The organism is uncultured Polaribacter sp. (genome assembly GCF_947501385.1).
GTDB lineage: Bacteria > Bacteroidota > Bacteroidia > Flavobacteriales > Flavobacteriaceae > Polaribacter.
Genome location: NZ_CANMVP010000001.1, coordinates 274,371 through 299,649, shown reverse-complemented (window position 1 = coordinate 299,649; position 25,279 = coordinate 274,371). Strand labels below are relative to the sequence as shown.

The following is a 25,279-nucleotide window of genomic DNA, read 5'->3' as shown; positions in this document are numbered from 1 at the left end:
CTGAAATCTATACTTTTTTCTTAAATTTCCTGACATAATCACTCGGTTTCACACCAAATTGTTTTTTAAAGCATTTGGCAAAATAGGATGCAGTGTTGAAACCTGTCATGTACATGATTTCTTTTACAGATAAATCGCTGCTTTCAAAAAGTTGCACCGCTCTTTTTAATCGGATGTTTCTAATGAACTCACTAGAGGACAAGCCTGTGATTTCCTTGAATTTCAAATAGAGATTACTCCTGCTGTGTCCCATTTCTTTCACTAGCATCTCTACACTGAAATCGGTATTCATCATATGTTTTTCTACAATCTCTATGGCTTGTTGTAAAAACCTCTCGTCAGACGAGGTGACAGTTACTTCTTTTGGCTGTAATGTGATCTCTCTGTTGAATCGAATGCGCAGCTGTTCCCTTTGTTGTAGTATGTTTTTTAGTTTCAAGTGCAACAATTCCACATCAAAAGGTTTTCTAATATAGTCGTCAGCCCCGTGTTGTAGGCCTTTCAGTTCGCTTTCCTGTGATAATTTTGCTGTAAGGATTATCACAGGAATATGGCTTGTGGTCTTAGTGGTTTTGAGGTTTTCACAAAATTGCAAACCATTCATAATCGGCATCATTAAATCAGTTATCACTATGTTTGGTATTATTTTCTTTGCAATTTCCAAACCTTGCTGCCCATTCTCTGCTTCATAGATAGTGTATTCTTCCTGTAAAACTTGTTTGATGAAAATTCTTATGTCCCTATTGTCATCAACAATCAATAAAACTGGAGATTTTGAACGTTCTTTAGAGATTTTTTCGTCGGTGATTTCATCGTCTAAATCTATGGCAAAGGATTCGTTTTCTGATGTTCGTCTCTTAAAATCGGCATCGGTACTTTCTTTACAGCTTATTTCAGGGATATTCTCATAAGCTTTTCTTTCTGATGGGATTTTAACTACAAAACTTGTTCCTTGACCGGTTTCGCTGGAAACACTTATGGTTCCTTGATGCAATTCTATTAGGTTTTTCACAAAAGACAAACCGATCCCAACCCCTTCTGTATTGCTATTGTCCTGTGTCTTCTTGCTGTAGAATCGCTCGAAGATGGTTTCCCTGCTACTATCCGGAATCCCAATTCCAGAGTCTTTGACCTCGATAGTTACGATAGCTGTCTCTTTGCTGATGTTGATATCGATTTTTCCGTTTTTGGGTGTGAATTTGAACGCATTGGACAATAAGTTGTTTATGATCTTTTCCAGTGCCTCATGATCGAACCAGGTAGTTATAAAAGGCTTGGAACCATGTACGGTAAGTTTTATCTGTTGTTTATGTGATAAGAATTGGAACGGTTCTGCAACTTCCTTTATAAAGGACACTATATCTGTATGACGCATGACCAAGTGCATCTTTCCTTGATTTATTTTTCGGAAATCCAACAGTTGGTTCACTAAACGAAACAAGTAGTCAGTGTTTTTTTTCATTAACTCATACTGCTCCTGTGCAGTATCTTGTTTGATTTTCGTTCCTTTTTTTATTAAATATTCTAAAGGTCCTTTTATAAGCGTTAAGGGAGTTCTTAATTCATGCGAGATATTGGTGAAAAATTTTAATTTCAAGTTTTGTAATTCTTCTTCTTTTTGATTTTTTAGCGAGGCTAATTCTGATTGGTGTTTGTGTTTAGCTTTTGCAATGGTATTTATCCATAGGAAAGAAATCATTCCCAAGAATAAAATCGTATAGAAGATATATGCACCTCTAGTCTTCCAAATCGGAGGGATTATGTCAATGGTGATCTCCGTGGAAGAATCCTCCCAAATACCATCGTTGTTGGATGCTTTTACTTTTAAGACATATTTGCCAAATTCTAGATTGGTATAGGTAGCAAAACGTTTGTTTGAATTGGTGTAAATCCAATCCTCATCAAAGCCTTCCAGTTTATAGGCGAATCTATTCTTGCTGGGTGCTGAATAATGCAAGGCCGCAAATTCAAAAGAAAAACTATTCTCAAAATATTCTAGCTCCAAACTTTTCGTCTCGTCAATAGCCCTTTTTAAAATTACCCGCCCATTTATTTTTTCTCCTTGACTGACTTCTTTGTTAGAGATGAAAAAATTAGTGACCACTGCGTTTGCTTTATAAGGATTGTCTTCGATTTTCTCCGGATAAAAGGCATTGAAACCATTGATGCCTCCAAAGATCATTTCCCCATTTTTCCTTTTCAGGAAAGCGAGTTCTTGGAATTCATTATCCTGTAGCCCGTCATTGACATCGTAGTTCTTGAATGTCTCATCTTTTGGATTGAATTTAGAGAGCCCTTTGTTTGTAGATAACCAAAGATTATTTTCAGAATCTTCAAGAATGCCTTTTACTACATTATTGGCAAGACCATCCGTTTCTGTATATGTTTTAAATATAGCTTCAGATTCATTTTTATTAAATACTAACTTATTTAAACCGCCTCCTAGAGTTCCTATCCAAAAATCGCCTTTTTTGTTTTCATACAATGCTAAAATATAATTATGACTAATACTGTTTTTATTTTTTGGATTATTTTTAAAAGTGATAAACGCTGGATTTTCTTTTGAAATTTCGGAAGGAATTAATTTACTTAAACCGTCTCCTGTTCCAAACCAAATATTGTGGTTACTATCTTCATAAATATTTCTAATAATATTACTTGGAATTCCTTTGGTATTAGAGGAAGTATAAAAAATAACATCTTTTTTATACCCTCCACTATTTTTATTTTTTAACCATCTATAAATTCCTCCACTGTAAGTTCCAATCCAGACGTTTTCATTACTATCTTCTAATATAGAGAAAACACTAAATGGGACTTCTTTTATTGGTTTTAAATCACTCTCCTTAATTTTATTAATATCAGAAATATTTATTTCATAAAGTCCAGGAGTATTTTCTGCGCCAATTAATATGGTTTTTTTACTTGCTAATTCTTCTATTGCAAATGGTTTTAAAACTGTTTTTAAGTTGATGAAATTAGCGTAATTACCATCGTTATTTTTCGAAGTTAAAATATTTAATCCTCCGCCTTCTGTACCAATCCATAAATTATTGTTGCTGTCTTCAAAAATAGATCTTATTTTATCATAGCTTAAACTTTTAGGATCAAGCGTTTTTTTTATGAGTTTAAATTTTTTTTGTTCTGGATCTAATTTATTTATTCCACCACCATTTGTTCCTATCCAAAGAATACCAGTTTTATCTATAAAAAGTGATTTTATTATGTTTTTGCTAATACTATTACTAATTTTTGGGTCGTAAGTAAATTGATTCTCTAAAATTGGTGTTTTTTCTAAATCTTGATTCAAAAAATAGAGTAATCCCATATTAGAACCTGCCCAAATGTTATTTTTATTATCAATTTTAATATCACTATAAAAACCATTTTTAATTTTTATAACTTTATTATTAATAAACGCCGAATTATAAATATAAAGCCCTTTTCCTGTTCCAATTATTAAGCGTCCATATTCATCTTCTGCTATAGATTGTACAGACGTATCGTTTGGTAAATCTATTAAATTATTTAGTGAGATAAAATAGATAGTTCCGTTTTCGTCTCTAGAAAGTTTAAACAGTCCATTAGAACTTCCAACCCAAAGTTGATTTTTACTATCTTCAAAAATCGCATAAACGTTATTTTTTAAAAAATTAGTAGTTATTTTATTATGTACAGGATTATAATGCTTAAATTTTACGATGTTTTTTGTTTTCTTTAAATCTACTAAATCAAGACCATTAGCTGTTCCAATCCAAAGCATATTTCTTGCATCTATATAGAGCGTATTTATATGATTACTAGATAAGCTATAAATATCTTCTTTGTTATGTAAGTAATGTTTAAAATTACCTGTAGTTTTATTATAATAATTGAGTCCATTTCCTGTTGTACCTACCCATAAATTTCCTTCATTATCTCCTGTAATAGCATAAATTAAGTTACTATTAATACTTGTTGAATCATTAGCGTTTGGTTTGTAAACAGTAAATTCATAACCATTATATTTATTTAAACCATCGTGCGTACCAAACCACATAAAGCCTTTATTGTCTTGGTAAATGATATTTACATCGCCCTGTGATAAACCTTCATTTGTAGAAATTCTATCAAAAACTATAGTATTTTGGCTAATGGATAGTTGACTAAACCCAATAGCTATAAGAAGAGATAAAAAACTTAAAAAAAAAGAATTATTTATATTCATAATCTTAATAAAAAAGCAAAAAACATTATATCTCAATATTAGTTAATGTATTTTACAATACCTAATAAAAACCCATTAGTGCTTTAATTAAAAACATCTACTTTGTTATTTTAATGCTATATGTCCTTTTGTTAATTTTGATTTATTTATGAATCTAAAAGTGAAATCTAGATATAATTTATAAAACGTACTTCCTAAAATTAATATTCGAGAAGCAAATAGGTAATAGAAGATATTAAAATTTTTACATTAAATTAAACTCATCTTATTTTGTAACTAAAGAGATTGATTGTAATACTTCTCTCTGTGGTAATTTACAGTTACCTAAATTGCATACATATATAAAGGTCTCATCATCAACAAATTTATTATTAAGTATAGATAAGCTACTATTATCATTTTCTGATCCTGCGATTATAATATTTGGTAAATAATATTCTAAAAGTTTGCTATTCATTTTTTTTGCATTATTACCAACAATAGCAACTTCATAAAAAGGTTTAGAAAAGTTGATAGATAGGTTTAACCAATTGCTAAAAGAATTTGGGTTTACTAAAACATCACTTTTGATGTTAGATAGCATTTGATTAGCCATTTTCGTATATTCAGTATTAGAATAATACAACCCTAATTTGAAGAGACAATTTGCCAAAATAGAATTTGGAGAACTTATGGCTCCATCTATTATTAAAGTTTTTTTGGAAATTAAATTATTTTTTTGAGTAAAATAAAACATTCCATTTTCCTTGTTGAAAAAGTGATTAATAGAGTAGTTTAATAATATTTTAGACTTTTTTAGCCATTTTTCATCAAAAGTTACTTCATAAAGATTAATAAACGCTTCTATTAATGTTGCATAATCTTCTAAATATCCATCTATGGTGCTTTTTCCGTTTTTATAGTTTCTAAATAGTTTTCCATTTTTTTGAAGCTGATTTTCTACAACAAAATGAGCATTTTTTAATGCGATATTCAAATAATTTTCGTCTTTTAAAGCTCTGTATGCATCTAGATATCCACTAATCATTAGTGCGTTCCAAGAAGTTAATACTTTATCATCTAATCTCGGTTTATTTTTCTTCTTTCTTTCTTTTTTAAGTTTAGTTTTCCAATCATGTATTAATTCATAAAGTTTTTCTATATCAATTCTGTTTTTTTTTGCAAATTCCATATCAGACGAATTTCTAATTAAAACATATCTGTCTTTTTCCCATAATCCGTAATTATTAATATTATAATATTTCTCAAAAAGAGGGTAACTTTCTTTTATTATGTTTTGTAATTCTTTTTTTGTCCAATAATAATAAGCACCTTCTTCTAACTCATTTTTAGAATTTTTACTATCAGCATCCAAAGAGGAATAAAAAGCACCATTATATGCTGTAAGTTCTGATTTTATAAAATCTAAAGTTTCAATAATTACAGATTTATAAAGAGGTTTATTTTCTTTTTGATATGCCTTTGAATACAAACTAACTAATTGTGCGTTGTCATACAACATTTTTTCAAAATGGGGAATATGCCATTTTCTATCAGTAGCGTATCTTGAAAATCCACCATTAATTTGATCAAAAATACCACCATAAGCCATTTGTGTTAAAGATGTTTCTAGATGATTATTTATAGATATATCATTAAAATGATAATCATATCGCAATAAAAATTCTAAATTTTTTGGTAATGGAAATTTAATGTCACTTTTTATGCCACCAAATTCCGTATCAAAACTTTCTTTCCATAGTGCAACACTACTTTTTAAATCATTTTCGTTGATGCTCTCGTTTTCTTCTTTTAAAGTAATTAATCCAGATTCTTGAATTTTAGCGGTTACTTTTTCTGCATATTCAATTAATTTTTCAGGGCTTTCTATATAAAGTTGATGAATATCAGTCAATACTTTTTTCCATTGTTTTTTAGTGAAATAAGTACCTCCAAAAACAGGTTTTCCATTTGGTAATGCTATACAATTTAAAGGCCAGCCACCTTTTCCTGTCATTAATTGAACAGCATCCATATAAATATTATCAACATCAGGTCTTTCTTCTCTATCAACTTTTATATTTATGAAATTGTTATTCATCAATTTAGCTATTGTATCATTTTCGAAACTTTCTTCTTCCATTACATGACACCAATGGCAAGCAGAATAGCCAATAGAAATAACCATTAATTTATTTTCTTTTTTAGCTAATTCCAAAGTTTTAGAATTCCATGCTTTCCAATTTACTGGATTTTTAGCGTGTTGTAATAAATATGGACTTGTTTCATAAATCAAATCATTTGTTTGTGCAGTTTCTTGTTTTTTAATACAGCTTAATAGCAAGCAGCAGTAAAAAGTCACAACAATTATTTTGCTAATAATTTGATTCGTTTTCATTTCCTATAATTAAAGAATTCTTATGATGTGTGCTAAAATAGAAAGAATAAATATAAATTATTAGAAATATCTGTATATGCAACAATTTTTTCAGATAACGCTTAATCTTTAGGATAACTAATATTCTTTGTCTTCTATTTTTACTTTTAAATTGATTTATATGAAATTCTTAAAAACTAAATTCTATTTATTCTTTTTGTGTTATTGCTTTTTTAGTTGTTCAGAGCAAGAAAAAGGGACACCAATAATTCCAGATGATGAATTAGATTCAAGCACAACAACTGAAATTATTTATAATGCTGGTTGTAAAGAAGATAAAAACCCAGTTTTTATTGAAAATGGTGGTTTGGTACTTGTAGAATTTGAAAGTTCAAATTTTGAAAGTACTTCTTGGAAATTCCATAAATTACTTTCAAATTATTCTGGAGATGGCTATTTAGTCTGGGAAGGTGCAGATTCTTTTCAAGAACCTGGAAAAGGACTCTTAAATTTTAAAATTAGAATTACAAATCCAGGAACGTATCGTTTTATTTGGCGCTCATATATAACAGAGGGAACCAACGTATCTGAATTTAATGATAGTTGGTTAAAAATACCAGATGCAAAACATTTTTACGGTCAAAAATCGGATGGGAATATTGTTTATCCTCATGGTACAATTCAAGATCCTATCGCAGCAAGTGCTGGTCAAGCAACTACAGATCCAGAAGGTTCAGGTAAAGATGGATGGTTTAAAATTTATATGAATACAGCAAGTACTTGGCATTGGCAGTCTTCTACAAGTGATAATGATGGTCATAGTATATATGCAGTTTTTGAAACCGCTGGAAATTATACAGTTCAAGTTTCAGGAAGATCTAAAGAGCATGGCATAGATAAGTTTGTTTTATTTAATGATTCAGTTTCACAAAATATAGCAATATCAAATCAAACTTTATTAAGTGCAATTATTTGTGAATAATTGCACTTAATTTTTTTAAAAAACTAGCAGCAAAGGTTGTTTCTCTTGATTTTAACCAAATTCGATTTTATCAAGCATCATTTGTTTTACATCTTGCTCGATTTTTATCATCAGTTCATTTAGTTTACAGTTAATTTTAAAACTCAATTTAATAATTAATTTAAAAACAAAATCATGAAAAAAAAATTACTTTTATTAACAGCAATTTCTTTAATTTCTTTAAGTTCTTTGAAATCCCAAACGATGTCAAACCTAGTTTTTGAGTCTGCTATTACGCCTACAACAACAACTGTAAGTTTAACTTTTGATTTTGATGGTGTTTCAGAAGGAGATAAATTTGAATGGCAATTAATAATAGCAAAAGCAGATGGAACTCCAGATTGGGGTCAAAGAAATATTGCTTATGAGACAGCAATTACGCCAATCAATTCAGGTTCAGGAACACAAACTGTAACCTTTGGTATTTATAATAATCCTGTAGATGGTGAGGTGTTTACTTGGGCTGGTAAAATTACTTTAGCTTCTGATGGTTCTGATACAGGGTATAATAATTCAGGGAATTTAGTAACCATATCAAACACAGCAAGTGTAGATGAGGTAGCTCAAAACAAGATTACTATGTATCCAAACCCAAGTTCAGATATTTTAAATATATCAAACAAAAATTTAGATATAAAAAGCATATCTATTTTTTCTTTAATAGGTAAAAAAGTGATGGAGTTTGAATCTAATGACAAAGAATTAATTAGTGTAGATATTTCTAAATTAAGCAAAGGAATTTATTTGGTTTCAACGGGCGATAAAAAAATTGCCAAATTTTTAAAAGAATAATTTAAAACCAAAAAATTTGTATTATTTAGGGTTAGATATTGGTAGTTCTTCTGTAAAAGTTGCAATTGTAGAAGCTAAAACAGGTAAAAGTATTTTAAGTTTACATGAACCGCCAAATGAGATGGAAATTCTGTCTATTCATAAAGATTGGGCAGAACAAAATCCAGAAATATGGTGGAAACATATCTGTAGCGCCATAAAAAGAGTTATAGCTGAAGCCAATATCGATTATAAAAAAATCATTTCTATTGGTATTTCTTACCAAATGCATGGTTTAGTTATTTTAGATAGAGAAGGTAAACCTTTAAGAGATTCAATTATTTGGTGTGATAGTAGAGCTGTAGAAATTGGTAACAAAGCTTTTGATACTTTAGGAAATAACTATTGTGAAAACAATTTACTAAACTCTCCAGGAAATTTTACTGCATCAAAATTAAGATGGGTAAAAGAAAACGAGCCAGAATTGTATGAAAAAATTCATAAAATTATGTTGCCTGGAGATTATGTTGCTTACAAACTTACGGGTGAAATAAATACCACTAAAAATGGCCTTTCTGAAGGCATTCTTTGGGATTATAAAAACAATTGCGTTTCTAAAGAACTATTAGAATATTATCAAATTGATAAAGATTTAATACCAGATATTGTTGAGAATTTTACAAATCAAGGAGAAGTGAATGAAAAAGCTTCTCAAGAAACAGGTTTGCCTAAAGGAATTTCTGTTACCTACAGAGCTGGTGATCAACCAAACAATGCACTTTCTTTAAATATTTTTAACCATGGAGAAGTTGCAGCAACAGGAGGTACTTCTGGTGTTATTTATGCAGTTACAGATAGTTTAGTCTCTAAAGAATCATCAAGGATAAACAATTTTGCACATGTAAATTATACAGCAAAAAAACCAGTTTTAGGAAAGTTATTGTGTATTAATGGAGCAGGAATTCAGTATCGATGGTTAAGAAATCATAGTGTAGAGAATTCGTATGAAAATATGAATAGAAAAGCTTCTAAAATTCCTATAGGTTCAGATGGTGTTCAAGTAATCCCATTTGGTAATGGTGCAGAAAGAATGTTTAACAATAAAAATATTGGCACTCAAATATGCAACATTAACTTAAATACACATAGCCATGGTCATTTGTATAGAGCTGCACTAGAGGGTATTGCATTTTCTTTTGTGTATGGAATGGAAATATTAAAAGGAGATAATGCTTTGATTAATGTAATTAGAGCAGGAAATGACAACCTATTCAGATCAGAAATTTTCTCAAATACAGTCGCTACATTAATAGGTCACGAAATTGAAATTTATAATACAACTGGTGCTATTGGAGCTGCAAGAGCTGCTGGTTTAATTGATAAAGATTTTAAAGGTTTTGGAGAGAATATTACTAAAAACGATCACGTAATGACATTTATGCCATTAAAAAATAATGAACCTTATCAATTGGCATATCAAAATTGGAAACACGAATTAGAGCATATTATTAAAAATAAATAAAAAGTAAAATGAAAGAATATTTTAAGGGGATTAGCAAAATTAAATTTGAAGGAAAAAATTCTGATAATCCATTAGCGTTTAAATATTATAATCCAGAGCAACTTGTAGCAGGAAAAACAATGAGAGAACATTTTAAGTTTTCTATTGCATATTGGCATACCTTCTGTGGTCAAGGGTCAGATCCTTTTGGTCCTGGAACACAAAATTTTCCTTGGGACCAAGCTGCAGATCCAATTCAGGCAGCAAAAGACAAGGCAGATGCAGCTTTCGAATTTATGGATAAAATGGGTTTTGATTATTTCTGTTTTCACGATTATGATTTAATTCAAGAAGCACCAACTTTTGAAGAATCAGAAAAACGTTTGGCAACTATTGTAGAGTATATTAAAACTAAAAAAGCTGCTTCTGGTAAAAAATTACTTTGGGGAACAGCAAACTGTTTTTCTAATCCAAGGTATATGAATGGAGCATCTACTAATCCAGATTTTAATGTATTAGCTAGAGCTGGTGGTCAAGTAAAGTTGGCTATTGATGCAACTATCGCTCTTGATGGAGAAAATTATGTTTTTTGGGGAGGTAGAGAAGGTTATATGTCTTTATTAAACACAGATATGGGACGCGAATTAGATCATATGGGTCAATTCTTAACTATGGCAAGAGATTATGCAAGAGCTCAAGGTTTTAAAGGAACATTCTTTATAGAACCAAAACCAATGGAGCCAATGAAACACCAATATGATTTTGATGCTGCAACAGCAATTGGATTTTTAAAAGAATATGGTTTAGACAAAGATTTCAAAATGAATATCGAGGTAAATCACGCCACTTTAGCACAACATACCATGCAACACGAAATGGCAGTTGCAGCCAAAGCAGGAATGTTAGGAAGTATTGATGCAAACAGAGGAGATTATCAAAATGGATGGGATACAGATCAGTTTCCAAATAATATTCAAGAAACCACAGAAGCAATGTTGGTTTTCTTAAAAGCTGGTGGTTTACAAGGTGGTGGCGTTAATTTTGATGCAAAAATCAGAAGAAACTCAACAGATATGGAAGATGTTTTTCTTGCACATATTGGCGGAGCTGATACTTTTGCAAGAGCGTTATTAACTGCAGATAAAATTATTTCTAACTCTTCTTATGATGCTTTAAGAGAAAAAAGATATAGTTCTTTTGATGCTGGTGCAGGAAAAGATTTTGAAGCTGGTAAATTAGAACTTTCAGATTTGTATAAAATCGCACAAGAAAATGGTGAATTACAATTGCAAAGTGGTAAGCAGGAATTATTTGAAAATATTATTAATCAATATATATAATTCCTAAAAATAAAATATGGGAATACTATCTTTTATAGGTTTTACATTATTAGTAGCAATTGTTTCGTATGTAGCTACAAGAAAAACAAATGAGCACACTTCTGATGGTTATTTTTTAGGGGGAAGAAGTTTAACAGCTCCTGTTATTGCAGGTTCTTTGTTATTAACCAATCTTTCTACAGAACAAATTGTTGGACTTAATGGAGATGCTTACAGAGATGGTATTTTAGTAATGGCTTGGGAAACATTAGCAGCAATTGCTATGGTAATTACTGCTGTGTACTTATTGCCACGTTATTTAAAAGGTGGTATTTCCACAATCCCTACATTTCTAGAAAGAAGGTTTGATAAAGTAACAAAAGCTTTAACATCGGGTTTATTTTTAACTGGGTACGCAGTTGTTTTGCTGCCAATGGTTTTATTTACAGGTTCTAAAGCTATTAGCGGAATGTTTAATATTCCAGAATTACTAGGCGTAGATGAATGGGTTGCTGTTTGGATTTGTGTTTGGTCAATTGGTATTATTGGCTCTATTTATGCCATTTTTGGTGGTTTAAAAGCAGTAGCTGTATCTGATACAATCAATGCTGTTGGTTTATTAATTGGCGGTCTTTTAATACCTGTATTTGGATTGATTGCCATTAGTGATGATGGTAGTATTTTTAACGGAATTTCAAAATTGACAACAGAACATCCAGAGAAATTTAACGCAATAGGAGCCAGTGAATCTTCAATTCCGTTTGCAACTATTTTTACAGGAATGATGTTGGTACAATTATTTTATTGGGGAAGTAACCAGCAAATAATTCAACGTGCTCTTGGTGCAAAAAATTTAGCTGAAGGACAAAAAGGGTTAACGATTGCCGCTTTTTTTAAAATATTAGGACCAATAATAGTTGTTTTACCAGGAATTATAGCATATCATAAATACGGATCAGGTTTAAACACAAGCGATGTGTATCCAAAGTTAGTAGCAGATGTGCTGCCAGATGTTTGGATTGGCTTTTTTGCGGCTGTTTTATTCGGCGCTATTTTAAGTTCGTTCAATTCAGCATTAAATAGCTGTGTAACTTTATATGGTATCGATATTTACAAACAGTTTATAAATAAAGAGGCAGATGAAAAAACAGTGGTAAAAAAAGGAAAAAGATTTGGCGTTATTTTGGCTTTTTTCGCAATGATTATAGCTCCATTTCTAGTTTTTGCCGATAGTATTTTTGGGTATTTACAAACCGTAAACGGAGCTTATAGTGTGCCAATTTTAACAGTCGTTATTATTGGGTTTATCACAAAAAGAGTACCTGCAATAGCTGCAAAAGTAGGCGTAATATTTGCATTTAGTATTTATGTTGTTTACATCATATTAGCAAATGGACTTCAACTTATAGATTTACACATGTTGCATATGCAAGCAATTACCTGTGTTTTAACCATCATTATTATGCTAGTTATTGGAAAACTAAAACCAAGAGCAGAAGATTATGTACAAGTCTATACAGAACAAGTAAATGTTACACCTTGGAAATATGTAAAAGTCGTAGGTGCAGTATTATGTGTAATCGTAATATCTACTTACTTTATTTTCAGCTAACAACAAATTAATTTAATAAATATTAAATAAAAATAAAATGAAATTTTTTATAGACACAGCAAATTTAGCCCAAATTAAAGAGGCGCAAGCGTTAGGTGTTTTAGATGGAGTTACAACAAACCCATCATTAATGGCAAAAGAAGGAATATCAGGAAAAGAAAATATTTTACAACATTATAGAGACATTTGTGAATTAGTAGATGGCGATGTTTCTGCAGAGGTAATTGCTACAGATTTTGAAAATATGGTAAAAGAAGGCGAAGAATTAGCCGCTTTAAATCCTCAAATCGTAGTAAAATTACCAATGATTGCAGACGGAGTTAAAGCCTGTAAATATTTTTCTGATAAAGGAATAAAAACGAATGTAACGTTAGTGTTTTCTGTTGGCCAAGCATTATTGGCAGCTAAAGCAGGGGCAACCTATATGTCTCCTTTTTTAGGAAGATTAGATGATGTTTCAACAGATGGTTTGCATTTAATTTCAGAAATTAGACATATTTATGATAATTATGGGTTTGAAACTCAAATTCTATCTGCTTCTGTACGTCACACAATGCATGTAATTAATTGTGCAAAAATTGGTTCTGATGTTATGACAGGTCCTTTATCTTCCATCACAGGATTATTAAGTCACCCTTTAACAGATAGTGGATTAGCAAAATTTTTAGAAGATTATAAAAAAGGAAATTAAAATGATGCAAGATTTACAAAGTATCGTTTCTCAAACTAGAAGGGACATTTTACGAATGGTACATAAAGTAAATTCTGGACATCCAGGAGGTTCTTTAGGATGTACAGAATTTTTAGTTGCACTTTATAATGAAGTGATGGAAATTGACATCGATTTTAAAATGGATGGAGAAAATGAAGATTTATTTTTTCTTTCTAATGGTCATATTTCTCCAGTTTTTTATAGTGTTTTAGCAAGAAGAGGTTATTTTCCTGTTGATGAATTAAACACATTTAGATTGTTAGATTCTAGATTACAAGGGCATCCAACAACGCATGAAGGTTTACCAGGCGTAAGAATTGCATCTGGTTCTTTAGGACAGGGAATGTCTGTAGCTTTAGGAGCTGCACAAGCAAAGAAACTGAATAATGATTCTAAATTAGTGTACACTTTACACGGAGATGGAGAATTACAAGAAGGTCAAAACTGGGAAGCAATTATGTACGCATCAGCAAAAAAAGTTGATAATTTAATTGCAACCATAGATTTAAATGGACAGCAAATAGATGGTGCTACAAATGATGTTTTACCAATGGGAAGCATTAAAGCAAAATTTGAAGCTTTTGATTGGATTGTTTTAGAAGTAAAAGAAGGTAATAATTTAGAAGCCATTTTAAACGGATTAAAAGAAGCAAAAGAAAAAGCGAATAACGGAAAACCTGTTTGTATTCTTTTAGAAACAATGATGGGTAATGGAGTAGATTTTATGATGCATACACATGCTTGGCATGGAAAAGCACCTAGTGATGAACAATTAGCAAATGCATTAAGCCAGAATCCTGAAACATTAGGAGACTATTAAATTGATTAGAAAGATGAAAGAATATAAAAATCAAGGAAGTAAAGACACAAGATCTGGTTTTGGAGCAGGTTTAACAGAATTAGGAAGAACAAATCCAAATGTAGTTGCCTTATGTGCAGATTTAATAGGCTCTTTAAAAATGCAAGATTTTATTAATGAAAACCCAGAACGTTTTTTCCAAATAGGAATTGCCGAAGCAAATATGATGGGTATTGCAGCAGGTTTAACTATTGGTGGTAAAATTCCGTTTACAGGAACTTTTGCCAATTTTTCTACTGGTAGAGTGTACGATCAAATACGTCAATCCATTGCTTACTCAAACAAAAATGTAAAAATTTGTGCATCTCACGCAGGTTTAACTTTAGGTGAAGATGGTGCAACACATCAAATTTTAGAAGATATTGGATTGATGAAAATGTTACCAGGAATGACTGTAATTAACACCTGTGATTACAACCAAACCAAAGCGGCCACTATTGCAATAGCAGATTATGAAGGTTCTGTTTATTTGCGTTTTGGACGTCCAGTAGTTGCTAATTTTACACCATCAGATCAAAAGTTTGAAGTTGGTAAAGCAGTGCATTTACAAAAAGGTACAGATGTAACTATCGTAGCTACTGGTCATTTAGTCTGGGAAGCTCTAGAAGCGTGCAAAATATTAAATAAAAAAGGAATTTCTGCAGAAGTAATAAACATACACACCATTAAACCTTTAGATGAAAAAGCAATTTTAGATTCTGTCGCAAAAACAGGTTGTATTGTTACTGCTGAAGAGCATAACTTTTTAGGTGGTTTAGGCGAAAGTGTAGCTAGAACATTGGCTTTAAGTACACCAACTCCACAAGAGTTTGTAGCTACTAATGATACTTTTGGTGAATCTGCAACGCCTGCTCAGTTAATGGATAAATATGGATTAAATGCAGCAGCTATTGTAAGAGCATCAGAAAAAGTGATACAGAGAAAATAATAATTTTAAAATCGCTTTAAATATTAAGTTCAATAAATTTTTAGGTTATGTTGATTAAAAAAAAACTGTTTTTTTATGTGTCATTTTTCATTTTTAGTTTTGGGAGCTTTTCTCAACATAAAATTGAAGGAAAATTAGAAAAATGGCATAAAGTAACCATCAATTTTAAGTATAAAGAACTTGCTGAAACCGATGCAAACAATCCGTTTTTAAACTATAGATTAAACGTAACTTTTACTAATGGAGATTTTAAAATAACAGTTCCAGGTTTCTTTGCTACAGATGGAAATGCAGCAGAAACAAGTGCCAAAAAAGGACCTGTTTGGCAAGTGCGTTTTATGCCCAATAAAACAGGTAAATGGACATACAAAGCTTCTTTTAGAACAGGAAATGAAATAGCCGTTAATGAGGATGAAAATTCAGGAAAATCAATTGGTTTTGATGGCGCTTCAGGTAGTTTTGTAATCAAAAAAAGTAAAGACAGAATTAATGGACGTTTGGTTTATAAAAACGAACGTTATTTATATTATTCAGAATCAAACAAACCTTTTTTAAAAGGGGGTACAGATAGCCCAGAAAACTTTTTGGGCTATTTTGAGTTTGATGAAACACCACCATCTCATAAATATCAACCACATGCTAAAGATTGGAAAAAAGGAAACCCAACTTGGAAAAACGGAAAAGGTAAAAATATTATTGGGGCCTTAAATTACCTGGCTTCAAAAGGTATGAATTCTGTGTATTTTCTTACAATGAATGTGCAGGGAGATGGAAAAGATGTATGGCCTTGGATAACTAAAAACGAGCGAACGCGTTTTGATACCAGTAAATTAGACCAATGGGAAATTGTTTTTGATCATATGGATGCTTTAGGGTTAATGCTACACATTGTTACACAAGAAACAGAGAATGAATTACTACTTGATATTGGTGAACTTAAAACTCAACGTAAATTATATTACAGAGAATTAATTGCAAGATTTTCACATCATTTGGCAATTACTTGGAATTTAGGTGAAGAAAATGGCCCTGTTCATTGGTCACCAAAAGGGCAAAATGATGCAGATAGAAAAGCGATGGCAACCTATATAAAAACACAAGATCCTTATAAAAATTTTGTGGCCTTGCACACACATTCTGTCCCAAAAGAACAAGATTTATATTTGAATCCATTGTTAGGTTTTGAGTATTTAGATGGTTCTTCAATTCAAATTCATCATCCAGATTTAGTTCACGAAGTTACCAAAAAGTGGATTATAAAATCACAAAAAACTTCAAAACAGTGGGTGGTTGCTCTCGATGAAATTGGTCCTGCAGATACAGGTGCAAAGCCAGATGCAGATGACCCAAATCACGATGAAATTAGAAGCAAAGTATTATGGGGTAATTTAATGGCTGGTGGTGCTGGAGTAGAATGGTACTTTGGCTATAAATATGCTCATAACGATTTGAACTGCGAAGATTGGAGATCTAGAGATATTCTTTGGGAACAAACAAAACACGCGTTAGATTTTTTTAATAAGTATTTGCCTTTTGATGAAATGCAAACTGCTGATGGCTTAACAGATAACCAAGATGATTATGTGTTTGCGAAAAACCAAGAAATCTATGCGGTTTATTTGCCAAAAGTAACTGAAACTAGCATTAATTTATTTGGCAATGATAAAAAATATTCAGTAAAATGGTACAATCCAAGAACTGGTGGAAAATTAGTTAATGGTTCTGTAAAAAAGATTGTTGGAGGAAATAAAGTTGCTATAGGGTTTCCTCCTAACAAAGAAAAAGATTGGGTTGCCTTAATAAAAGCCACCAAAAAAGAAAAGAAAGCGTCTAAAAAGGAAGAGCAAAAAATCATCAGTTTAAATGCAATTCAAGATTTTAGTTTTACAAACGATGATGAAGTTTCTTATTATAAAGATTATCCGAATAATGTATTAGCAATTGACGCATCCGCAGAAAAAAACAGAAATAAATTTGCAACTGCAATTACCAATTTTAGAGGCGTTTCTGGAGTTTATAACTTTACTTTTGTAACTACAGCAGAAAATGATGGAGAATCTGAATATGTTATCAAAATAAACGGAACTGCTTTAGATACTATAAAAAATCCACGAGTTACAACCTCTTTTAAAAGCGTTCGTCATCAAATTAAAGATATTTATTTACACAAAAATGATATTTTAGAAGTTTCCTCAAAAGCTGTCACAAACGGTTTAATTCCTGAAGGAAATGAAACAGCTTGGTCTAGAGGTAGATGGAATTCTATCACATTTATTCCAAAAAATTATTCGATTGCAAACATTTTAAAAGACACAAAACCTTTTGAAGAAAAAGACGGAATGTTAGTAATTGAAGCAGAAAATTATCATTATAAAGATAACAACAGCACAAAAAGAGATTGGATAGTTAGGTCTTTAGAAGATAAAACAACTAAAGCCAATCCAATTAATTCAGCTAGTAAAAATAGTTATATAGAAGCTTTTCCAGATACCAGAATTACCCACGATGACAAATTGATTATTGGAGAAAATTTTTTCCCAGTTTCTGGAACAGGGGGCATTGTTTCTTACAAAATAAAAATTAACAATCCTGGTAAATATTACGTTTGGGTAAGCGCATTTTCTTCAGGTACTGAAGACAATGGCGTACATATTGGCCTTAATGAAAAATGGCAAGAAAGTGGAGCAAGAATACAATGGTGTACAGAAAAAAATAAATGGACTTGGTCTTCTGCACAAAGAATGCCAGATAACCATTGTGGAGTTGCAGAGACTATTTATCTAAACTTTGATAAATCAGGAGAGTATATAATTTCTTTTTCTATGAGAGAAGATGGCTTTAAAATGGATCGTTTTATTTTAGCAAAAAACAGTAACTTTAATCCGAATTAAACCATAAGAATTATGCGAAATAAATGGAGTCTCTTTCTGTTTTTAGCTTTTTACATTTTTTTTTGTATAAGTGCTAGCTCACAAAATAATACACAAGAATTTAATTTTGAAAGTATTAAAGAAGGCATTTCTAAAGTGGGTATATACACAATTAACCAAGACCACTATGGTTTTATTTGGATTGGAACAAACGGGTCTGGTTTGTACAAATTTGATGGAATAGATTATACTTCTTATAAGTTTAAACACGAGGATAAAACGTCTATAAGTAGTAATCTCATTTTTACTTCTTATTTAGGTAAAAATAATGATCTTTGGATTGGTACAGAAGATGGCTTAAACTTTTATGATAGAAAATTAGATCAGTTTATAAAGATTCAAGTTGGTCAATTAGAAGATGTAAACATTTCTGTTTTATCTATAGGTGAAAGTAATGGTTTTCTATACATAGGAACCAGAAATTATGGGCTGTTCAAATTAAATTTAGAAACAAAAAAAGCAGAAAGAATACCCACAAAAGATGGTAGTAATCCTGCAATAAACTCGATAAAAGTTCATAAATCTGGCACTATATTTTTAGGTACAAGTTTGGGTCTTAAAATTGTAGATCATTTAAGTTCAAAAATTGTAAATCCAATAACAATAAAAGGGCTTTCTGAATCCATTTTTACAATTCCTATACAAAATATGTTGGTAGATTCAGAAAGTAACTTATGGGTAGGTACTTACAATAAAGGTGTTTTTAAATACAAAGTTCAAGACAAAATTATATTAGATTATTTAAAAATTCCGGTCACCCAAAAGAGAATTTTATCTTTGGTTCAGTTAGCGGACAAAACTTTGCTTATAGGTTCTGAAAATGATGGACTTTTTCATCTAGATGAGAATGGAAATACAATAAAAACATACTTATATAACAAAGCAGATGAAAATAGCATTCGCTCTAATTCTATTTGGTCTTTATTTACTGATAAAAAACAAAGAATATGGATGGGATATTACAATAATGGAGTTGTTGTAAGTGATCTTTTGTTTGATAAATTTCAAAATATAGAAAGCTTATCTAGTAATCCAAATTCTCTTCAAACAGAGTCTGTTACTGGTATTGTTAAAGATAATTATGATAGATTATGGATAGCGATGGATGGAGGTGGTATTGATATACTTGATTCTAAAACGGGTAAAGTAAAGCATATAAACACATTAAATAGTAAAACATTTCCTGGGCTAACAAGTAATTATATTCAAACTATTTTTATAGATAGTAAAGAGAATGTTTGGGCTGGTAGTTGGGATAATGGGATTTATTATCTAAAAAAAGGAGCAAAAAAATTTATCAATATTAACATTCAAAATTCAAAAGGGCAATTATTATCTAATGCAATTTTAAGTTTTAATGAAGACAAGGATGGCATTATTTGGATAGGAACCTTTTACGCTGGTTTAAATTCTTTTAACCCAAAAACAAATACTATTACCCATTATAATTCAGAACAATTTGTAAAGTATGGCATTAATACAAGTGATGTTAGAAAAATATTAATTGACCAAAAAGGGGCTATTTGGGTAGGCACAACAGCAGGTCTTTTTAAGTTAAATAAAGATAAAGACGGTGCTTTAAATGTTACTTCATTTGTAAAGCCAATGGCTGAAGGATATAACAATTTAAAAAGCGCAATCCATATATTGTCATTATATGAAACAGGGAATTATATTTGGATTGGTACAAGAGGTGCAGGACTTTGTAGATACGATAAGCAGAAAAATGTTTTTAAATGGTATAATAAAGATTCTGGTTTAATAGAAGAGAATATAGCTAGTATTATTAGTGATGATGAAGGTAGTATTTGGGTCAGTGGTAATTCTGGAATTACAAAATTGAATTTAGAAACCAATGAGTTTATAAATTACACCACTAATGATGGTTTGCTTTCTGATGATTTTAATTTTAATGCTTCATTTAAAGATGAAGAAGGTAAACTTTATTTTGGGAATTATAAAGGTGTAGATTATTTTGATCCTGAAAAGTTAAATATTAATACTAGTGTACCTTCTTTATATTTAACAGGTCTAAAAATCTTTAATAAAGATGTTTTGCCAAATGAAGAAAATTCTCCACTATCTAAAGTAATTACCCAAACAAATAGCATTGCGTTTACTCATAAACAATCTGTATTTACTTTAGAATATACAGCACTTAACTACACAAGACCAGAGAAAAATCAATATGCTTATTATTTAGAAGGATTAGAAAAATCATGGAATTATGTAGGTAATCAAAGAAGTGCTACTTATACAAACCTAGATTACGGAGATTATACTTTTAAACTAAAAGCCGCAAATAACGATGGTATCTGGAATGAAAAACCTTTAGAATTAAAAATTACCATTTTACCTCCTTGGTGGAAAACCAATTGGGCTCTAGTATCTTATTTAATCTTATTTATTCTCGGTATTTTATTATTAAATAAAGTTACACAAGATAGAATAAAAGAAAAACAGCTTATAAAAAACGAAAGAAACCAGAGAAATCAAAAAGAAGTTTTAAATCAAAAAAAATTACAATTTTTCACTAATATTTCTCACGAATTTAGAACACCATTAACCTTAATTTTAAATCCGTTAAAAGATATCATGAGAGATGAGGATTTAAATCTTCCAGAATCAATCAAATCAAAACATAATACTATTTATAGAAATTCTGATCGTTTGTATAGATTGATAAACGAGCTCATGGATTTAAGAAAATTAGAATTCGATAAGGTTAGAATTAGAGCTACACAAATTAATTTAGTCAATTTTACAAAAAATATTGTTTTGTTTTTTAAAGAAGAAGCGTTAACAAGAAATATTTTACTAACGCTAGATACTGATATTTCTGTTATTAAAACTTGGGCAGATGAAAATATGTTAGAGAAAATAATTTTCAATATTTTATCTAATGCACTAAAAGTTACACCAGATTATGGTGCAATTAATGTAAATCTAATTGATAATGATGAAGATTGTATTTTGCCTTTACTATCAGAATCTACACCAGTAAAAGTAGTAGAAATTGTAATTTCTGATACAGGTCCTGGTTTAAAGAAAAAACAAATTGATAAAATTTTCGAGCGTTTTTACCAAGTAGAAAATTTAAATAAAACCTATTATGGAAGCACAGGTATTGGTTTAGAAGTGGTAAATAGCTTTGTAAAATTACACAAAGGAAAAATTGAGGTAGAAAGTAAAGTAGATGAAGGTACTACGTTTAGAATATTTTTGCCAAAAGGGAAATCTCATTTTTCTAAAGATGAAATAATGAGCTTCAAAAAAGAAATAGATGAGCCTAAAGAAGAGGTAAATTTTATTCCAGAAAGCCAAATTATGATTGAAGAAATAAACGAATTAGAGAAAGAAGTTGTTGCAAAAAAATATACAATATTAGTAGTTGAAGACAATACTGAACTAAGAAATTACCTAAAAACAGAATTAAACAAATCATACAAAGTTTTACTTGCAAATAATGGTAAAGAAGGACTTGTTATTGCTCAAAAATCTTTTCCGGATGTTATTTTGACAGATGTAATAATGCCAGAAATGGACGGTTTTGAATTTTGTAAACGTATAAAAACAGATATAAAAACTAGCCATATTCCATTATTAATGCTTACAGCAAAAGCAAGAATAGATGATAGAATTGAAGGTATTGAATACGGTTCAGATGCATATATGACCAAACCTTTTGATATGAGACTGCTAACACTTCGACTTTCTCAACTAATTACAAGTAGAAAATTAATTTTTGATAAATACTTTAGTGAAGTTAGTGGCGCAAAAGAAAATATAAATTCAACATCAATAGACAAAGAATTTATAAATAAAGTATTGGCTTATATAGGAGAAAATGTAAGTAATTCAGCATTAAGTGTAGAAGATTTAGCAAGCGAAGTAAATTTAAGTAGAAGCCAATTATATAGAAAAATTAAAACCTTAACAGGGCAAACTCCAAATGAATTGTTAAGAAAGATTAGGTTAGAAAGAGCTTATCAAATATTAGAAACAGGTTCTGCCTATGTAAACGAAGTTTGCTATAAAGTTGGCTTTTCATCAGCATCCTATTTTACAAAATGTTTCAAAGCACATTTTGGGGTACTTCCAACTGATGTTGAAATTAAAGAATAACTCTTTTCCCATTAGTACTTCAAGAAATTAGAACTACAACTAGTAAAAGATATATCAAATGATGTATTAGTGCTTATTTAACCTAAAAAGCAACAAAATTATCATCTCATGCATTTAAAGTTTTATCTACAGGTATGTCAAGTTTCTATATTTGAAAAACTAGTGTGAGTTAATATGCAAAGAAAAATTCCTTTAAAAAAAGTAATAACTGAAATAGCCATAATTGGTATTTTAATCTTTTTATTAGTATTAATATTTAATTAATTGTCTTGAATAAATATATAATTAATAATATCATCAGCTTCAAAATAAAACATAGCATGTTCTGTTTATTGCTATTGATATTTTTTGCGTGTAATAAAGATACTTATAATTACATGTTTGAAAATCAATCTTTAACTAATAAAGAAAGAGTTGCAGATTTAATAAGTCAAATGACTTTAAAAGAGAAAGTTTCTCAAATGAGATACGATGCTCCTGCAGTAGAAAGATTAAACATTCCTCAATATAATTGGTGGAACGAATGTTTGCATGGAGTGGCAAGAGCAGGTGAAGCAACTGTTTTTCCGCAAGCAATTGGAATGGGGGCAACTTGGAATCCAGAATTAATTTTTGAAATGGGAACTGTGGTTTCTGATGAAGCGAGAGCCAAGTACCACAAATTTATTAGTGAAGATAAAAGAAGTATGAGTCAAGGACTTACTTTTTGGACGCCAAATATTAATATATTTAGAGATCCAAGATGGGGAAGAGGTCAAGAAACTTATGGAGAAGACCCTTTATTAACTAGTAGAATTGGCGTTAACTATATAAAAGGTTTGCAAGGTGATAATGAGAAATATCTAAAAGTTATAGCTACAGCAAAACATTTTGCTGTGCATAGTGGTCCAGAAAAATCAAGACATCAAGATAATTACGTAACAACTAAAAAAGACTTATACGAAACCTATTTACCTGCTTTTGAAGCTGCTGTAAAAGAAGCTAAAGTACATTCTGTAATGTGTGCCTATAATCGATATAATGATAAACCTTGTTGTGGGAGTGATGTATTACTTCAAAAAATATTAAGAGAAGATTGGCAATTTAAAGGATATGTTGTGTCAGATTGTTGGGCTATAACAGACTTTTGGCAAAAAGATAAACATGGAGTTGTAAATACTCCAGAAGAAGCAAGTGCTTTAGCAGTAAAAAGTGGCACAGATTTAAACTGTGGTAGTGTTTATGATCCTAATTTAAATGAAGCTGTGCTAAAAGATTTAATCGATGAAAAAGAATTAGATATTGCTTTAACAAGATTATTTGAGGCGCGTTTTAAATTAGGAATGTTTGATGATCAAAATAAAGTGGGATGGTCCAAAATACCATATTCTGTTGTAGCAAGCGAAAAGCATTACAAATTATCAGAGCAAATAGCAAAAGAATCTATGGTATTGTTAAAAAATGACAATAACGTTTTGCCTTTAAGTAAAGAAATTAAATCAATTGCCATTATTGGTCCAAATGCAGATTCTAAACAATCCTTGTTAGGAAATTATCACGGAACTCCTCTTAATTTTATAACACCTTTAAAAGGATTACAAGAAAAGTTACCAAATACACAAATTAATTATGCTTTGGGCTCAAATATTGCAAAAGAGTGGCCAACTTTAACAGCAATTCCTAAAGAGGTATTAAGAAATGGTAAAGTTATTGGATTAAAAGCCGAATATTTTAACAATAATACATTTAAAGGAGAACCTACTTTACAAAGAGAGGATGAAATTATTGATTTTATATGGACGCCTAAAAGACCTATAGACAATTTAAAATCAGATGCATTTTCGGTAAAATGGTCTGGAGAAATTGTACCTCAAGAAACTGGAGAATATCGAATTGGTTTAAAAGCAAGTAGTTATGCAAAATTGTATTTAAATGATTCTTTACAATTTGAATATAACGCAGATTTTGAGCCAAAACTAGCCTATTTTGATGTAAAGTTAACTGCAAAAAAACCATATAAAATTAGAATTGATTATAGCAACACCCTTTCAGACCCACAAGCACATTTGGTATGGGCAAAGTTAAATTCAGATTTGCTATCACCAGCAATTGAAGCTGCTAAAAAATCTGAAGTTGTTATTTTATGTCTGGGCTTATCACCAGAAATTGAAGGTGAAGAAATGCCAGTTGTTATTGAAGGTTTTGATAAAGGCGATCGTTCAGATATTACATTACCAAAATCGCAACTTGTACTGGTAAAAGCCATTCAGAAATTAGGGAAACCAACAGTGGTTGTCTTAATGAACGGAAGTGCATTGGCTATTAATTGGACTGCAAAAAATATTTCAGCAATTTTAGAAGCTTGGTATCCAGGAGAATTTGGTGGAAGAGCAATTGCTGATATTCTTTTTGGGGATTATAATCCGTCAGGAAAACTACCTGTAACTTTTTATAAATCTGTAAACGATTTACCAGATTTTAAAAATTATAACATGGAAAACCGAACGTATAGATATTTTAAAGGAGAACCATTATTCCCTTTTGGTCACGGCTTAAGCTATTCAAATTTTGAATATTCTAATTTAAAGATTGCAGATAAAATTGCAAAGAATAATGATATTAAGATTTCTGTTGATATAAAAAACAATAGTAAATACTCAGGAGAAGAAGTCATTCAAGTATATATAACTCACAAGAATAATGAAATAGACAATAATCCAATACGAACTCTTGTTGATTTTAAAAAAGTATTCATAAAATTAAATGAAATTAAAACCATAAAATTTGAAATTTCTGCTAATACATATGCGAGAATATCAGAAGAAGGAAAAAAAGTAATAGAATCTGGTACAATAGAAGTTAGCATTGGAGGTAATCAACCAATTTTGAAATCGTCATTATTAGGAAAAAATATATTAACAGCAAAAATAGAAGTACAATAACAAATCAATTAATTTAA

General features: G+C 30.4%; 13 protein-coding genes. 11 read left to right on the top strand and 2 right to left on the bottom strand.

All coding sequences use genetic code 11. The annotated features are described in order from the left end of the window. Positions 1–7: 7 nt before the first annotated feature. Positions 8–4,207, bottom strand: a complete 4,200-nt coding sequence (locus Q0998_RS01020) for a two-component regulator propeller domain-containing protein (protein ID WP_299664972.1) — start codon at positions 4,205–4,207, stop codon at positions 8–10. Positions 4,208–4,472: 265 nt separating this feature from the next. After that, the gene (locus Q0998_RS01015) at positions 4,473–6,584 is read right to left on the bottom strand and encodes a thioredoxin domain-containing protein (RefSeq protein ID WP_299664969.1); all 2,112 of its coding nucleotides are present in this window, start codon (positions 6,582–6,584) and stop codon (positions 4,473–4,475) included. 160 nt (positions 6,585–6,744) lie between these two features. On the opposite strand from Q0998_RS01015, the gene Q0998_RS01010 reads away from it, so the two are divergent. From Q0998_RS01010 to Q0998_RS00960, 11 genes are all read left to right on the top strand, one after another. Then, positions 6,745–7,545 carry a hypothetical protein gene (locus Q0998_RS01010; RefSeq protein ID WP_299664967.1) on the top strand — a complete coding sequence of 267 codons (801 nt, stop codon included), beginning with the start codon at positions 6,745–6,747 and terminating at the stop codon, positions 7,543–7,545. 174 nt (positions 7,546–7,719) lie between these two features. Beyond that, positions 7,720–8,376 carry a T9SS type A sorting domain-containing protein gene (locus Q0998_RS01005; RefSeq protein ID WP_299664964.1) on the top strand — a complete coding sequence of 219 codons (657 nt, stop codon included), beginning with the start codon at positions 7,720–7,722 and terminating at the stop codon, positions 8,374–8,376. Positions 8,377–8,392: 16 nt separating this feature from the next. Further along, positions 8,393–9,877: an FGGY family carbohydrate kinase gene (locus tag Q0998_RS01000; RefSeq protein WP_299664961.1), complete on the top strand. Its 1,485-nt coding sequence runs from the start codon at positions 8,393–8,395 to the stop codon at positions 9,875–9,877. Positions 9,878–9,885: 8 nt separating this feature from the next. Next, complete coding sequence (gene xylA / locus Q0998_RS00995) at positions 9,886–11,196, top strand: xylose isomerase (RefSeq protein ID WP_299664958.1); 1,311 nt, start codon at positions 9,886–9,888, stop codon at positions 11,194–11,196. Between the two features lie 16 nt (positions 11,197–11,212). Continuing rightward, positions 11,213–12,787: a solute:sodium symporter family transporter gene (locus Q0998_RS00990; RefSeq protein ID WP_299664955.1), complete on the top strand. Its 1,575-nt coding sequence runs from the start codon at positions 11,213–11,215 to the stop codon at positions 12,785–12,787. A 37-nt stretch (positions 12,788–12,824) separates the two neighbouring features. After that, complete coding sequence (fsa, locus tag Q0998_RS00985; protein WP_299664952.1) at positions 12,825–13,478, top strand: fructose-6-phosphate aldolase; 654 nt, start codon at positions 12,825–12,827, stop codon at positions 13,476–13,478. After that, positions 13,474–14,319: a transketolase gene (locus tag Q0998_RS00980; protein ID WP_299665195.1), complete on the top strand. Its 846-nt coding sequence runs from the start codon at positions 13,474–13,476 to the stop codon at positions 14,317–14,319. Before fsa ends, Q0998_RS00980 begins: the two co-directional genes overlap by 5 nt. Before the next feature lie 13 nt (positions 14,320–14,332). Further along, the gene (locus tag Q0998_RS00975; protein WP_299664950.1) at positions 14,333–15,286 is read left to right on the top strand and encodes a transketolase C-terminal domain-containing protein; all 954 of its coding nucleotides are present in this window, start codon (positions 14,333–14,335) and stop codon (positions 15,284–15,286) included. Between the two features lie 77 nt (positions 15,287–15,363). Then, entirely contained in the window at positions 15,364–18,177 is a 2,814-nt protein-coding gene (locus Q0998_RS00970) for a DUF5060 domain-containing protein (RefSeq protein ID WP_299664947.1), read from the top strand. 12 nt (positions 18,178–18,189) lie between these two features. Continuing rightward, positions 18,190–22,341, top strand: a complete 4,152-nt coding sequence (locus Q0998_RS00965) for a two-component regulator propeller domain-containing protein (RefSeq protein ID WP_299664945.1) — start codon at positions 18,190–18,192, stop codon at positions 22,339–22,341. Between the two features lie 377 nt (positions 22,342–22,718). Continuing rightward, a complete protein-coding gene (locus Q0998_RS00960; RefSeq protein WP_299664943.1) occupies positions 22,719–25,262 on the top strand; it encodes a glycoside hydrolase family 3 protein in 2,544 nt (847 codons plus the stop codon). Positions 25,263–25,279 lie beyond the last annotated feature (17 nt).

Bases quoted from the DNA above. Each gene is read 5' to 3' on its own strand.
- Q0998_RS00990 (WP_299664955.1), top strand. From the start codon at position 11,213: ATGGGAATACTATCTTTTATAGGTTTTACATTATTAGTAGCAATTGTT.
- Q0998_RS01010 (WP_299664967.1), top strand. From the start codon at position 6,745: ATGAAATTCTTAAAAACTAAATTCTATTTATTCTTTTTGTGTTATTGC.
- Q0998_RS01015 (WP_299664969.1), bottom strand. From the start codon at position 6,584: ATGAAAACGAATCAAATTATTAGCAAAATAATTGTTGTGACTTTTTAC.
- xylA (WP_299664958.1), top strand. From the start codon at position 9,886: ATGAAAGAATATTTTAAGGGGATTAGCAAAATTAAATTTGAAGGAAAA.
- Q0998_RS01005 (WP_299664964.1), top strand. From the start codon at position 7,720: ATGAAAAAAAAATTACTTTTATTAACAGCAATTTCTTTAATTTCTTTA.
- fsa (WP_299664952.1), top strand. From the start codon at position 12,825: ATGAAATTTTTTATAGACACAGCAAATTTAGCCCAAATTAAAGAGGCG.
- Q0998_RS00960 (WP_299664943.1), top strand. From the start codon at position 22,719: ATGTTTGAAAATCAATCTTTAACTAATAAAGAAAGAGTTGCAGATTTA.
- Q0998_RS00975 (WP_299664950.1), top strand. From the start codon at position 14,333: ATGAAAGAATATAAAAATCAAGGAAGTAAAGACACAAGATCTGGTTTT.
- Q0998_RS01020 (WP_299664972.1), bottom strand. From the start codon at position 4,207: ATGAATATAAATAATTCTTTTTTTTTAAGTTTTTTATCTCTTCTTATA.
- Q0998_RS00965 (WP_299664945.1), top strand. From the start codon at position 18,190: ATGCGAAATAAATGGAGTCTCTTTCTGTTTTTAGCTTTTTACATTTTT.